Below are 13,548 nucleotides of genomic sequence, written 5' to 3'. Positions count from 1 at the left end.
CCCTCCGCTGAATGGTTTGGGTTACTTCAGGCCAACAACAGGACCGACCTTGGCTTTCCAGTCAGCCGAGCACTGTGGGTTGACCTTGTCGCATACGGCGGCCCAGTTCGGCAGCGAAATAGACTGCAATGCGCCCTTGAGCAACTGGCGATCGGCATCACTGGGCTCAACGCTGATCAGCTTGTATTTCTTGCCAGTGGTGCACGGTTCCGCGCCAACGTTGCAGTTCAGAGCATCCTTATAAAGCTCTTCGGAGTACGCCCAGATTTTGCTGTTGAGGGTGTCGAAGGCTGTCTGCAATTTGGCTTGCTGCCCGGCGTCGAGTTTGTTCCAGGACTTTAGAGAAATGCCGTAGCCGTTCAGGCCCATCTGCACGCCGAGGGGAATCTGCCTTGTGGCAATTTCTGTCCAGCCTGCCGAGTTGGCCGAGCTTGGGCCGGTGATCGCGCAATCAACCACGCCGAGCGAAAGGGACTGATGCGTTTCAGCAAAGCTCATTGGCACCGGAATCCCGCCGATGGACTCAACGAACTGCGCAAGGTTCTGATCCGATACGCGCACCTTCAAACCCTTAACATCGGCAAAGCTTGCAACCGGCGACTTGCAAAAGAGAATCTGCGGACCGAAAGGCCAGACGCCCAGCAGCTTGACGCGAAACTGCTTCTGCAGGCGCTGATCGAGGGTATCGAAATAGGCATCTGCAACCTTGCGACCAGTCTCGTAGTCTGGGTTCAGGCCAACCAGATCAAGCCCCAGCAAGGCCGGTTCATCACGCGAGTTTTGCGAGGCGCGGATCGAAACCAGATCGAACAGGCCGGACTTGAGTACACGCAATTGTTCGGTGTCTTTGATCCCGGTGGTGTCGATTGGCTTGTAGTCCACCGTGACCGGCAACCCGGTATTTTCAGCAAAGTTCTCGAAGAACGGCTGCTCGATGTTCTTCTGGATCAGGCCGGTTGCCAGCGGCTGGCCGATTGCCTTCCATTTGATCGCTTCATCCGCCTGAGCGGAGCTGATTGCAAGGGTCGCGATCAAGCTGGCAACGAGGGGGGTGATTCTCATAAAGGGCAAACTCCTGGACGATTGGCTGTTTTGTGGGTCAGCGAACTGCAAGTGAGTACATAACTTTCAAATGTATTGCGTACATTCTTGAAATAACTTTTGCAGGTACTGTGCCAATCAGCTGTATACCCCTGCGTAGCGGGAAAGGCTGCTCGCTGCTTGCCTGAAGTGATCACGTACCGGGCATGAGACTGGCACCGCGAGGGTGCGCGACGCTGAAGGAGGCACCGCATGAGTGCAGTGTGTTGTGTCACTTGACAGCGAGAGGGGTACTGCTCATTGTTCAGAATTATTGGGTACAATATTTTTGTACAATTGATTGAGGCTGAATCGTGGAATCAACCAACAAGCCGGGCATTAATGAAATTGCCGACCGCATCGTCAACGCGATCATGGAGCACCGGCTACCTCCCGGCATCAAGCTTGCGGAGGAGAAACTGGCCAGCGCGTTCGGGGTCAGCCGCACCAAGATTCGCCAGGCATTAACCCGGCTGGCCAAAGATGGCCTGGTACGCCTGACGCCCAACCGCGGCGCCTTTGTGGCAAGCCCAACCGTACAGGAAGCGCTCGACCTTTTTGCCGTGCGCCGCCTGCTCGAACCCGAGGTTATTCGCAACACCGTTGAACGGGCCGGCAAGGCCGAAATTGACCGCCTCAACCAGCATTTGAAGCTTGAAGCCGAGGCCCGCGCACGTCACGACCGGCGAGCAATCATCAAGCTTTCCGGTGAATTCCACATGCTTCTCGCCGAGGTATCCGGCAACAGTTTCATCAGCAAGATGATGGCTGAACTGTGTCCGCTTACCTGTCTGATCATTGCCTTGTACGACTCGCCGCAAACCCCGGCCTGCCCCGAAGACGAGCACAGCAAGATCGTCGAAGCAATTACCGCCAAAGACAGCGATAAAGCCATTGAGCTGATGCTCCATCATCTCAACCATGTCGAGCAGGAACTCAACCTGGGTGGCCACAGCAAACCCGATATCGACTGGGACCAGATGTTCGGCTAAGCCATTCACCAGCCGCCCAGCCCGTACACCTGCCCTGCAGAAGTTGCCCGGCCCCGGAGGCAACTTCTACAGGAAACACATGCCGTTCAATCCCCTGCGCGCCTCCAGCCTTGACCTCGCCGAGCAATTATTGGCAGGCATATTGCTTAGATAAACTACAAGATTGCATCCAATTTTGTTTTTTATTATGGATGCACATATATTCAAACCAACAGGCTCATGCGCTGGGCTGCAGATAAACGGATCTTCATTAATGACTAAACGTATTCGGCTCGGCGTGCTGACGCCCTCCTCCAACACCGCACTGGAACCCATCACTTCCGCAATGGTTGCCCAAGTGCCAGGCGTTACGGCGCACTTCTCACGGTTCACGGTGACTGAAATATCGCTGGCCGAGCAGGCACTCGGCCAGTTCGATGACAGCAAGATTCTCGCCGCGGCCAAGTTGCTCGCCGATGCGCACGTCGATGTGATCGGCTGGAGCGGCACTGCCGCAGGTTGGCTTGGGTTTGAGCACGACCGTAATCTGTGCCGCCGCATCACCGAAGCCACCGGTATTCCTGCTACCACCTCGGTGCTTGCGCTGAATGAGATTCTCCAGCGTACGGGCCGCGAAGACTTCGCCCTGGTCTCGCCCTACACCGCCGATGTGCAGCAACGCATCATCAGCAACTACACAAGCGCAGGCTTTGCCTGCAAGGACGAGTCGCACCTGAATATCAGTGTGAATTTCGACTTTGCCGAAGTGGATGCACAAACCCTGACCCGCCAGGTCATGGATATGGCCAAGACCAACCCTGCTGCGATTCTCACCTACTGCACCAATCTGCAAGCCACACCACTGGTTAAGGAATGGGAAGCCGAATTGGGCATCGCAGTTATCGATACCACCGCCACTGTCGTCTGGAAAATGCTGCGCATGTGCGGTATCGACACCACAACCATCAACGGCTGGGGCCGTTTCTTTGCGGAGGCCAAATAACATGGCTGCATTCGATCTGGTCATCCGCAACGCCCGTTGCGCCACCGCGGCCGACACCTTCAATGCCGACATCGGCATTATTCAGGGGCGTATTGCCGCGCTTGGGCTCGACCTTGCTGGAGGCGCAGAAGAAATTGATGCAGCAGGTCGCTGGGTGTTACCCGGCGGTATCGACGCGCATGTCCATTTCGACCAGCCGACCAATGACGGCTCGCGCATGGCCGATGACTTTCTCACTGGCACCCGCTCGGCAGCCTGCGGCGGCACCACCACGGTGATCCCGTTTGCTTGCCAGCAGAAAGGCCAGAGTTTGCGTGCAGCGGTTGAGGACTATCACCAGCGTGCCGAGGGCAAGGCCAGCGTTGACTATGCATTCCACCTGATTGTCGCGGACCCGACCGACAATGTGCTGGACGTTGAACTGCCCGCGCTGATCCGCGAAGGCTACAGTTCGTTCAAGATTTACATGACTTACGATGATCTCAAGCTCAACGACCGGCAGATCATCGACGTGCTCGCCGTCGCCCGCGCCGAAGGGGCGATGGTGATGATCCACGCCGAGAACACCGACTGTATTTCGTGGCTCACCGAGCGCCTGCTCAAGCAGGGTAAAACCGCGCCCCGCTACCACGCGCAATCGCGGCCGATGCTGGTTGAGCGGGAAGCCACGCACCGCGCTATCGCCCTGTCTGAGTTGGTCGATGTACCGATTTTGATTGTTCACGTCTCGGGGCGTGAAGCGGTCGAGCAGATCCGCTGGGCGCAAGGTCAGGGCCTGCGCATTTATGCCGAAACCTGCCCGCAATACCTGTTCCTCACCGCCGAAGATCTCGGCCTTGAAGACGATGAACACAACCATGGGGCGAAATGCATTTGCAGCCCGCCGCCGCGCGATAAAGCCAACCAGCAAGTGATTTGGGACGGCCTTGAGTCAGGGCTGTTTCAGGTGTTCTCATCTGACCACGCGCCCTTCTGTTTTGATGGCCCGGACGGCAAGAAAGCGGCCGGCGCAGACGCCAGTTTCGACAAGATTCCCAACGGCATTCCCGGCGTCGAAACGCGCCTGCCGCTGCTGTTCTCGCACGGCGTACTCAATGGCCCGCTGGAGATGAGCCAGTTTGTCGCGTTAACGTCCACCAACCCGGCGAAAACCTACGGGCTGTATCCACGCAAAGGTTCTATCGCCGTGGGCGCCGACGCCGATCTGGTGATCTGGGACACCGGCCTCGAGCGCACGATCAAAAATACCGATCTGCACCACGCCGTCGACTACACACCTTATGAAGGCATAGCCGTGAGCGCCTGGCCTGCGATTACCCTGCTGCGCGGCGAAATCGTCTGGCGTGACGGCGAGTTCACGGGGCAGGCTGGCAAGGGCCAGTTCCTGCCGTGCGACTTACCCACACCCGCGCACCCGAAAACCCGCAAGGACCACTCATGACCAACACACCACAACTGCACGACGCACTGATAGAGGCGTGGCGTTCGGGAACCCCGCTCAGCGAGGAAGCCGCTACCCGTCTGGCACCGGCCGATAATCAGGCGGCATATCGTATTCAGCACCAAGTGGGTGAGGCGTTGCAATGGTTTGAGCAGGGCCGTCCACACGCCTGGAAAATTGGCGCGGCCAGTAAGGAATCACTGCCCACCGCCGCCCCGATTGCCGATGCGGTGGTTATTCATGGCTTGCCAGAAAGCCCTGCACAGTTGCCACTGAGCGCACGCCACACATTGTTTGGCATTGAGGTGGAACTGGCCATTCGCTTGGCCCGCGACTTGCCGGCAAGCACCGATGCCGCGCAAATAAAGGCGGCGGTTGCCGAGGTCATTGTCGCCATTGAAGTCTGCGATGTGCGGGCGCAGGCGTGGCAAAAATTGCCAGCCACGTTTCGGCTGGCAGACCAGCAGATGAATCGATGGCTGATTCTTGGCAATGCGACTGCGGGAGGCTGGCAAGACGACTACGCGCAGCGTGGCGTGCAATTACAGGTGAATGGTGCGCCAGTTGCACTGAAGGACTCGCGTCACCCGCTGGGTGATCCGCTGTGTCTGTTGCCGTGGTTGTGCAATCACGTCGCCGAGCAATATCCGGCTGGGCTGCGCGCAGGCGACGTCATCACCACCGGCACCTGGACCGGATTGTATGAGGCGCAACCGGGCGACCGCATCTGCGCCAGCTTCGACGGGCTCGGCGGCGGCGCGCTGAATATCGCCAACGCCTGAACCGCCTTGCTAACGCAGGGCTCGCATAAGAGCCGCATCGGCCGCCGACTCGCCGCGACTGGCTTGCATCAGTTGTTCGGCGAATGGCAGTGAGGCCAGCGGCCGCGCCTCTACGCTGTCAATTGCCGCGCCAGTGCGCCCGGATGCACCGCTGATGGGGCGCATTTGCACCTCGAACGCGTTGAAGTTGATGTCCAGCATGTAACGATCAACAACACCATTTTCCCGTTCAATGCGTAATTGCAGCGCGATCCCATCTACGTTTGCAGGCCGGTCCATCGATAAATGGCCTAGCCCATCGCCCCGCGCCCACACCGGCAAGGCCCCGCCATCGGCAGCACTGAAACGGGCACGCACGATCCGCTGCTGCTCAGCGTCCAGTTTGTTGATCACATCCAACCATGCGCGAGGCCCGTGCGTATGCATCTGCACCGTGGCTTTGCCGTCGTGCGAGGTCACGGATGCGGCCGACTCTGCCGCCGCATCATAGCCATCGCGGCCTTGGATCACGCTGCTCTGCTGCAAGTGTCCGAACAGGCCCAGATCACCGTTGTTGCCACGGCTGCGCTCGTCGATGCCAAACAATGACGACACACCATTGGCCGCTGCCAGCACAGCACCATCGCCCGACAACGTAGTATTACCATTGAGATCATTAAGCTGATCGATCCCCAACTCCTCAATTGCGGGCGGGTTCAACCACGCCGGTGAATCCGAATGATCCGGTGACTGCCGCCCGGGAGTAAAGCTGGCACCCGGTGCTTGCGGTTCAAGGTGGACGATGTCCTGATTGAGCAGATCAGTGAAACTCAGCGTGCTCGTGCTAAAGGCCTGCCCGTCGGTAATCGTATAACTGACCACAGGCACAGGGCCGTTGTAGTCTGGCCCCGGAATCAACACAAAGCTGCCATCGGCGCCCAGAGTCAGGGTGCCAATCAACGTGCCATCGGCGCTGGTCAGTTGCGTACTGGTCGCGCCATTATCCGGTACGTTAAAACGTTCGGCGATGCCATCTCCGTTGGTATCGACGGCAAAACTGCTGACCCGCAGCGGGTCGCCATCCGGGTCGCGGTCGTTGTTCAGCACATTGCCGGTTGTCGGCGTGTTGACAGTGGTTGTAATCGGGCCATCGGCCACGGCAACCGGCGGATCGTTAACCGCCACCACCGTAATCGAAATAACCGCCGTGGCCGTGCCGCCTTGGTCATCAGTGATCACGTAAGCGAATCGAGTCACGCCGTTGAAATCAGGCGCGGGGATGAACGTCAGAGCGCCGTTGGCAGCCACGCTCACGCTGCCGTTTGGCACCGCAATGCTCTGCGCCACACCGGGCGTGAGCGCCACGCCGTTAATCGACTGCACCCGCAGCGTATCGCCGTCAATGTCCACGTCATTGAGCAGCGGCGAAATCACCAGCGGCGTGTCTTCCTGCGTGGTGTACGGATCGTCCTGCGCAACCGGCAGATCATTCACCGGCGTGACATTAATGCTTATCGTCGCGGTGGCCGTGTCCACGCCATTGCTGATCACATAGCTGAAACTCAGCGGGCCGTTGAACTGCGGCGCGGGCATAAAACTCAGGCTGCCATCGGCGGCGATATTAATCGCGCCGGTCACCACGCCCGCCGTGTTAGTCAGCTGGATAACCTGCGCACTGCCTGGCGTTAGCACCACGCCGTTGATTGACTGAATGCTCATCACGCCGCCGTCTATATCCACAGCTCATAACTCAGCGCCACCAACGGTCGGGTCAGTCCGCTGGACTCCTGCTCCTCTGCTTGTTTCAAGGCCGCTTCGGTGGTGCGTTCAAGTTCCAGGGTTTTGCCCAACATGCGCTCGGCACAGGCTGCACGCCAAAAAGCTGTGCGCACATCTTCGACAATCCGCTGGATGACTTTGCGTTTGCGCTCTTCGGCGAGCATGACCGCGTCACCGGCTTGCTGTGCGCGGACATACGACAAGCCAAAGTCGAGCACATCCCAGCTCAGCGCCAAGTCACTGGCCAGCACTTCACGGTCACTGGAGGTGGACGGTTCGAGGGACTGCTGGCCCGTTAACAAGGACCGGCTACTGCCGCCGGAGTCGTTGCTGCGGCCGTTGTAATCGAGGGTGCCGACCAGCCGGGGCAACATGTCGTAGCGGCTCAGGTCCAGCTCCCGCACACGCACCGCGTGTTCCATCATTTCCACCCGGTAATCGAGGTTGTACTTGATGGCGCGGGCCATGGCCGAATAAAGGTCGATGGGGCCGGTGACAGGCTCTTGCTGGGCGGCGACACGCTTCAACAGGTCATCAGCGCGCTGTTGGCGCTCTTGCTCACTCAATGATTCGGGTTTGACGCTGCAGCCACCAATAGCAGTGCTGAGCAATAAAATGGCTAAAGCAGTTCTACGGTGCCTGAGTGAAAGCATGTGCACACTGTCCATTGATGCATCTGCTCCTAAAGCGCCGCCCGTTGCCGCCGCAACAGACCGTATGAACACTTACGCAAAGCACACAGCAGATCTTCCCCAGCGAAATCGCCTGCCCCTCCTGCATCAGCAGTTCGAGACGGCCACCAAGCGTTGCTACAGGCGAATCTACATCTAAGCCACTTGTTCGAAAGTGTTAGCGACGGGGTGAAATGCTGCCAAGTGAACTGGCTGCCAACTGCATTTCAGATGATTGAAAGTCGTCACATGTATTACGTCAGAACAGCACAGGAACAATTCATTGGCAAATTGGCAAGCACAATTAGGCACTAATTAATTTGTTATAAAAGCTCGCCTATATTCGCCGAAAACAAACTCAAAAGTGGCACATCAAGCGAACATAACGTCCAACGCCTGACTTAAAAAGCCCCCAGAAACAGGCCATTTAATTTGCCGGTTGACCACTTTTTGGCATGCCATTACGATATTCGTAATTCAATTACAAAAAAACTCAAAATGACCACTCTTCAATATCTCTCAGGCTTTGCCAACGAGTTCAGCAGTGAAGCGCTTCCCGGCGCATTGCCTGTTGGCCAGAATTCGCCGCAAAAAATGCCATACGGTCTGTACAGCGAACTGCTTTCTGGCACCGCATTCACGGTGCCACGGGCAGAAGCGCGGCGTACCTGGATGTATCGCATCAAGCCGTCGGCCAATCACCCGGCATTCAAGCGACTTGAACAACAGCTGCCAAACAGCCAGCTAGGGCCTGTCACGCCGAATCGGCTGCGCTGGAATCCGTTTGAGCTGCCGGAAGAACCCACTGACTTCATCGCAGGTTTGCAGCTTATGGCCGCAACCGAGGCGGCCGATAAAGCCAGCGGCGTCAGCGTTTACTTGTACGGCGCCAACTGCTCGATGCAGCGAGTGCTGATGAACGCAGACGGCGAGTGGTTATTGGTGCCGCAGCAAGGTCGTTTGCGCCTGGTAACGGAATTGGGCGTTGTGCAGGTGGAGCCGCTGGAGATCGCGATAATCCCACGCGGAATGAAGTTCCGTGTCGAACTGCTCGACGCCACTGCTCGCGGCTACTTGTGTGAAAACCACGGGTGCGCCCTGCGCCTGCCTGATCTGGGCCCGATTGGCAGTAACGGCCTGGCCAATCCACGAGACTTCCTGACGCCAGTCGCGCACTTTGAGAACATCGACCAACCCACGCAGTTGGTGCAAAAGTTTCTCGGCGAACTGTGGGCAACCGAACTGGATCACTCGCCACTCGATGTAGTGGCCTGGCACGGCAATAACGTGCCGTACAAATATGACCTGCGCCGCTTCAACACCATCGGCACGGTGAGTTTCGATCACCCGGACCCGTCAATTTTCACCGTACTCACCTCTCCCGGCGTAACGCCCGGGCAGGCCAATATGGACTTTGTGATTTTCCCGCCTCGCTGGATGGTCGCCGAAAATACGTTCCGGCCACCGTGGTTCCACCGCAACCTGATGAACGAGATGATGGGTTTGATCCAGGGCAGCTACGATGCCAAAGCTGAGGGTTTCAGCGCCGGTGGTGTATCGCTGCACAATTGCATGAGTGCCCACGGCCCGGACAACACCACCACAACGCAAGCCATTGCGGCAGACTTGAAGCCGCACAAGCTGGATAACACCATGGCTTTCATGTTCGAAACCTGCAGTGTTTTGCGGCCCACCCGCTTCGCGCTGGAAGCGCCGCAATTGCAAAGCAACTACGACGATTGCTGGGCCCACATGGCGAAAACCTTCAACCCTGAGCAACCTTAAACGGTTACGTATCAAGCCAGGCCTTGCGTGATCCAGACCGGCTCGCGCAAGGCCTTGGCCAGCGCATTGAGCGGCAGTGCTTCGAAATGCCGCATTTTGTGCCCCAATTCGCTACCTATACGCCCCAATTCGAGGCAAAGCTGTCCTTTCAGTCAGAATCGACGCCCTCTACCCGCCAAATCTGGGCGGATATAAAACCCTGCGCAATTATTTTTCCTTTTAACAACAACAGTTTGTTTGGCTGGCGATATAAAATTAGCTTATCTGGCGCTAATTTTGCTTTAGACCCAGCAGCCTGACCCAATAGACAGGTTTAACAACGATAATTCTGCACACCAGGAGCAACACCGAATGATGCGTACACTCTCCACCATGATGTTGGCCGGCGGGCTTCTGGCGGGCGGCCAGGCAGCAGTTGCGGGCGACTTACTGCAATGGCAAAACAACAGCCTCACCTATCTGTACGGCGAAAACTTCAAAGTAGACCCGGACACTCAGCAAACGCTGACGTTTGAGCATGCCAGTGGTTGGAGCGTGGGCGATCTGTTCTTCTTCGTTGACGGCATTACTTACAATGACGGTGAAAACGGCGCGGGCGACTCGAAGACTTTCTACGGCGAACTTTCTCCTCGCCTGTCGATGGGTAAGCTGTTCAACAGCAAGATCCAGTTTGGTCCGGTAACAGACGTCCTACTTGCGATGACGTACGAGTTTGGCGAAGACGACACTGAGTCTTACCTGATCGGTCCAGCCGTTGATCTGGCGATCCCCGGTTTCGATTACTTCCAGTTGAACACTTATCTGCGCACCACTGACGGCAAGCGCGATGGGGATAACGTCTGGCAGATTACGCCGGTCTGGAGCTACACCATTCCGGTTGGCAACTCCGACATCCTGTTCGACGGTTTCATGGACTGGGTTGTGGACAACGACGACTCCTACCACGCCAACCTGCACTTCAACCCACAGATCAAATATGACATGGGTAAAGCGCTCAGCTGGGGCGAGAAGCAGCTGTACGTGGGTATCGAGTACGACTACTGGAAAGACAAGTACGGTATCGACAACGACGGTTTCGTTGGCAGTGAAATCCTTGACGGCACCAACCAGAGCGCGACCAACTTCATCGTAAAAGCGCACTTCTAAGTAAGTCCGGCCACAGGCCAACGCTGCATTGAGTGCAGGTTGGCCCGCGGCTTTCAAAGACCACCCAAACGATCTAGCCTCACCCGACTTTCGAGGCATCCTTGCAGCCCCTCGTTTGTGTTTAGATGGTGCCCTCATCTGTGCACCGTTTATATTCGAGAGCTGCCCATGACTGCGCGTACCTTCCTGCTGACCGCACTGGCGATGCTTGCATTTGCCGGTAACTCGCTGCTCTGTCGCCTGGCGTTAAAAGCCACGACCATCGACGCTGCTACCTTCACCAGTGTGCGCCTGCTCTGCGGCGCGCTGACTTTATGGCTGTTGCTGCAATGGCGCAGCAGTGGCAAAACCGCTGCCGGAAGCTGGGCAGGCGCTGTTTCGCTGTTCATCTATGCGGCCGCGTTTTCGTTCGCCTATATCAGTCTCGACACCGGCGTAGGGGCGCTGCTGCTGTTCGGTGCAGTGCAGGTCAGCATGATTGTTTATGGTTTTTACAGCGGCGAACGTTTCAACAAGCTCACCAGCTGTGGCCTGATTCTGGCGCTGGCCGGCTTGCTCGTCCTGCTCTTGCCAGGCGCCAAGGCACCCGCACTCGGTGGTGCGCTGCTGATGTTGCTGGCCGGTGTTGCCTGGGGCGCGTATTCCTTACTGGGGCGCAAAGTTGCCGACCCGCTGGCCGCAACAGCCGGCAATTTTATTCGCGCCGTGCCGCTGGCTCTGCTGCTCAGCCTGATCCTCATCAGCCGAACCCAATGGGACGCCAGCGGTCTGTTCTATGCGGCGCTCTCCGGCGCGCTGACCTCAGGCGTGGGTTACGCCATCTGGTACACCGCCCTGAACGGGCTCAAATCCATTCAAGCCGCCACCGTACAACTCAGCGTGCCGATCTTGGCGGCGCTGGCAGGCAGCCTGGTACTGGGAGAAGCGATGAGCCTGCGCCTGTTAATAAGCTCGGTGGCCGTGCTCGGCGGCATTGCGTTGGTACTCTCGGCCAAACAACGCACAGCGTAAGGCCAGTGTGCCTGATTAACGCGCATACAACAGCCGCGCCCGCTAGACTCAAGGCTCATTACTGCAAGGAATTCTGCCCATGGTACGCGCCATTACATTGCTGCAACGCGCCCTGTTCACCGCTCTGCTAATCAGCCTTACGGCGTGCAGCACGCTGGGCATGCGCGACCCGCTGAAGATTAATCTGGTGGGCGTCGAACCTCTGCAAGGCCAAGGCCTTGAGGTACGTTTCGCGGTCAAATTGCGCGTCCAGAACCCCAACGATTCAGTGATCGACTACAACGGTATTGCCCTTGATCTTGAAGTGAACAATCAGCCGCTGGCCAGTGGTGTAAGCAACCAAAGTGGGCAAGTGCCAGGCTTTGGCGAAGCGGTGATCAGCGTTCCAGTGACCATTTCTGCATTCTCGGCAATGCGCCAGGCCATGGGCGCTACCGGCTTCAAGCCCGAGCAGGGATTACCCTACAAGTTAAGCGGCAAACTCGCGGGCGGGCTGTTCGGCACGGTACGTTTCAGCGACACGGGCACACTTGATCTGCCGGCGCCCGCCACCGCTTACTGAGCCACAGGCTGGCCGAGCATCACCTGATTTCGGCCATTTTCCTTGCCGGCATAAAGCGCCTCGTCAGCGCGGGCGATTGCGCTGTCCAGTCCTTCATGAGCCTGAAGTTCGACCACACCAAGGGTCAGCGTCAGGCCAACATCATGACCATCGAGGTGTAGGGCATTGCGCGACACTTCAACGCGTATTCGCTCGGCCAACTGCCGCGCTCCCTGCAGGTCGGTAACCGGCAGCATGATCAGAAACTCTTCGCCGCCCCACCGACAGCAACTGTCGCCGTCGCGAGCGATCTGCATGATGGTCTGGCTGACATGCAATAAGGCCTGATCGCCGAACTGGTGACCGTAACGGTCATTGATCAGCTTGAAATGATCGATATCCGCCAGAATCATCGACAACGCCGAATGCTTCTCAAAGCTGTGATCCAACTCATCCGCGGCCACCTCAGCCATACGCCTGCGGTTGATCATGCCGGTTAACGGATCATAAGCGGCCAAATGTTCCAGCTTGGAGTTCATGCCCGCCACAACCATAAAGTGGCGCATCACAAACAGCGAAATCACACTAAACGCAGTGGCAAGATTCAGCAGCCGCAGACACTCAAGCGCCTGCGCTGAAATATCCGGGTCTGGGGCCGTGCGCTGCTCCAGCGCCAACATTTGCAGCATCAGTAACACGCACAGCACAACCTTGTGCCAGATGCCAATTCGGCCACTGAAGGCGACCAGAGGGGTCATCGCAAACAGCAGGTAGTGAAAGCCCGCACGGGCGCCAAACTGGGTGCAATACACGCTCAACTGTATGCCGAAGGCCAATATCAGCAACGCCAAACCGCCGATAAATACCGGGAAAGAGCGGCGATTGATGACCAGCAGATAAAGCGGTGCCTGAACCAGAATGAGCAGCGCGCTGAAGGCCCACCAACGGCTGCCGTAAGACAGGAACAGGGAAAGGTGGAGCAGATTGATCACACTGAGAATTACAATTCCCCAGCGCACCAGCGAACGAAACGAGCGGCGGATGAACACGGTGTCATACGGATCATCTTGCCTGGATTCTGGGTTTGACTGCATATGCGGTACATCCCTGTACGAAACAACCCACTGATTACAAAGCCTGCGCAAACCGGCCACTCCAATCAGCTTCCTGCTGCAAGGTGGCACATCTGGCTGCTTGTAAAACCATCGGTCGCGACTGGCAAGCCGATGGATCACCCCTGATGCTGTCGCGACCATATAAAGCGCTTGGCATGCCTGTTCTCAGAGTAGCTCAGAGCGCTACAAAACGGCTGTTTGAGCCCCTATCCGCAAACTAGCACAGGCCACTCAAAGGGGAAGG

Annotated in this window: 12 protein-coding genes; 8 read left to right on the top strand and 4 right to left on the bottom strand. The window is 57.5% G+C overall.

All coding sequences use genetic code 11. The annotated features are described in order from the left end of the window. Positions 1–21 precede the first annotated feature (21 nt). Entirely contained in the window at positions 22–1,062 is a 1,041-nt protein-coding gene (locus tag FEZ62_RS14140; RefSeq protein ID WP_172928330.1) for a TRAP transporter substrate-binding protein, read from the bottom strand. Between the two features lie 332 nt (positions 1,063–1,394). On the opposite strand from FEZ62_RS14140, the gene FEZ62_RS14135 reads away from it, so the two are divergent. From FEZ62_RS14135 to FEZ62_RS14120, 4 genes are all read left to right on the top strand, one after another. Further along, positions 1,395–2,072, top strand: coding sequence for a GntR family transcriptional regulator (locus FEZ62_RS14135; protein ID WP_201970346.1), 678 nt, complete (start codon positions 1,395–1,397; stop codon positions 2,070–2,072). Positions 2,073–2,325: 253 nt separating this feature from the next. Further along, positions 2,326–3,054 carry an aspartate/glutamate racemase family protein gene (locus FEZ62_RS14130; RefSeq protein ID WP_172928328.1) on the top strand — a complete coding sequence of 243 codons (729 nt, stop codon included), beginning with the start codon at positions 2,326–2,328 and terminating at the stop codon, positions 3,052–3,054. Between the two features lies 1 nt (position 3,055). Then, complete coding sequence (hydA, locus tag FEZ62_RS14125) at positions 3,056–4,495, top strand: dihydropyrimidinase (RefSeq protein WP_172928326.1); 1,440 nt, start codon at positions 3,056–3,058, stop codon at positions 4,493–4,495. After that, positions 4,492–5,277: a fumarylacetoacetate hydrolase family protein gene (locus FEZ62_RS14120; RefSeq protein ID WP_172928324.1), complete on the top strand. Its 786-nt coding sequence runs from the start codon at positions 4,492–4,494 to the stop codon at positions 5,275–5,277. Before hydA ends, FEZ62_RS14120 begins: the two co-directional genes overlap by 4 nt. 9 nt (positions 5,278–5,286) lie before the next feature. Here the strand turns inward: FEZ62_RS14120 and FEZ62_RS14115 are convergent, their stop codons facing one another. Then, on the bottom strand, positions 5,287–6,975 hold the full coding sequence (locus FEZ62_RS14115) for an Ig-like domain-containing protein (RefSeq protein WP_172928317.1): 1,689 nt from the start codon (positions 6,973–6,975) through the stop codon (positions 5,287–5,289). 11 nt (positions 6,976–6,986) lie between these two features. Further along, the gene (locus tag FEZ62_RS14110; protein ID WP_172928315.1) at positions 6,987–7,688 is read right to left on the bottom strand and encodes a TolC family protein; all 702 of its coding nucleotides are present in this window, start codon (positions 7,686–7,688) and stop codon (positions 6,987–6,989) included. A 516-nt stretch (positions 7,689–8,204) separates the two neighbouring features. On the opposite strand from FEZ62_RS14110, the gene hmgA reads away from it, so the two are divergent. The 4 genes from hmgA to FEZ62_RS14090 all read left to right on the top strand — a co-directional run bounded on the left by hmgA (position 8,205) and on the right by FEZ62_RS14090 (position 12,210). Then, positions 8,205–9,491: a homogentisate 1,2-dioxygenase gene (hmgA, locus tag FEZ62_RS14105; RefSeq protein WP_172928313.1), complete on the top strand. Its 1,287-nt coding sequence runs from the start codon at positions 8,205–8,207 to the stop codon at positions 9,489–9,491. Between the two features lie 354 nt (positions 9,492–9,845). Further along, complete coding sequence (locus FEZ62_RS14100) at positions 9,846–10,637, top strand: outer membrane protein OmpK (RefSeq protein ID WP_197737980.1); 792 nt, start codon at positions 9,846–9,848, stop codon at positions 10,635–10,637. 168 nt (positions 10,638–10,805) lie between these two features. Beyond that, the gene (locus tag FEZ62_RS14095) at positions 10,806–11,648 is read left to right on the top strand and encodes a DMT family transporter (protein WP_172928311.1); all 843 of its coding nucleotides are present in this window, start codon (positions 10,806–10,808) and stop codon (positions 11,646–11,648) included. Positions 11,649–11,727: 79 nt separating this feature from the next. Further along, entirely contained in the window at positions 11,728–12,210 is a 483-nt protein-coding gene (locus tag FEZ62_RS14090) for an LEA type 2 family protein (protein WP_172928309.1), read from the top strand. Here FEZ62_RS14090 and FEZ62_RS14085 read toward each other — a convergent pair. Next, entirely contained in the window at positions 12,204–13,283 is a 1,080-nt protein-coding gene (locus FEZ62_RS14085) for a GGDEF domain-containing protein (protein ID WP_172928307.1), read from the bottom strand. The two genes, FEZ62_RS14090 and FEZ62_RS14085, sit on opposite strands and share 7 nt — an antisense overlap. Between the last annotated feature and the right edge of the window lie 265 nt (positions 13,284–13,548).

Source organism: Pseudomonas sp. MS19, assembly GCF_013277615.1.
Classification (GTDB): Bacteria; Pseudomonadota; Gammaproteobacteria; order Pseudomonadales; family Pseudomonadaceae; genus Aquipseudomonas; species Aquipseudomonas marincola.
The sequence above is the reverse complement of the archived record's forward strand: the minus strand, read 5'-3'. Positions and strand labels throughout refer to the sequence as shown.

Excerpts from the sequence above, each read along its gene's own strand:
- FEZ62_RS14140 (WP_172928330.1), bottom strand. The coding sequence starts at position 1,062 with ATGAGAATCACCCCCCTCGTTGCCAGCTTGATCGCGACCCTTGCAATC.
- FEZ62_RS14130 (WP_172928328.1), top strand. The coding sequence starts at position 2,326 with ATGACTAAACGTATTCGGCTCGGCGTGCTGACGCCCTCCTCCAACACC.
- hydA (WP_172928326.1), top strand. The coding sequence starts at position 3,056 with ATGGCTGCATTCGATCTGGTCATCCGCAACGCCCGTTGCGCCACCGCG.
- FEZ62_RS14120 (WP_172928324.1), top strand. The coding sequence starts at position 4,492 with ATGACCAACACACCACAACTGCACGACGCACTGATAGAGGCGTGGCGT.
- FEZ62_RS14115 (WP_172928317.1), bottom strand. The coding sequence starts at position 6,975 with ATGAGCATTCAGTCAATCAACGGCGTGGTGCTAACGCCAGGCAGTGCG.
- FEZ62_RS14110 (WP_172928315.1), bottom strand. The coding sequence starts at position 7,688 with ATGCTTTCACTCAGGCACCGTAGAACTGCTTTAGCCATTTTATTGCTC.
- hmgA (WP_172928313.1), top strand. The coding sequence starts at position 8,205 with ATGACCACTCTTCAATATCTCTCAGGCTTTGCCAACGAGTTCAGCAGT.
- FEZ62_RS14100 (WP_197737980.1), top strand. The coding sequence starts at position 9,846 with ATGCGTACACTCTCCACCATGATGTTGGCCGGCGGGCTTCTGGCGGGC.
- FEZ62_RS14095 (WP_172928311.1), top strand. The coding sequence starts at position 10,806 with ATGACTGCGCGTACCTTCCTGCTGACCGCACTGGCGATGCTTGCATTT.
- FEZ62_RS14090 (WP_172928309.1), top strand. The coding sequence starts at position 11,728 with ATGGTACGCGCCATTACATTGCTGCAACGCGCCCTGTTCACCGCTCTG.
- FEZ62_RS14085 (WP_172928307.1), bottom strand. The coding sequence starts at position 13,283 with ATGCAGTCAAACCCAGAATCCAGGCAAGATGATCCGTATGACACCGTG.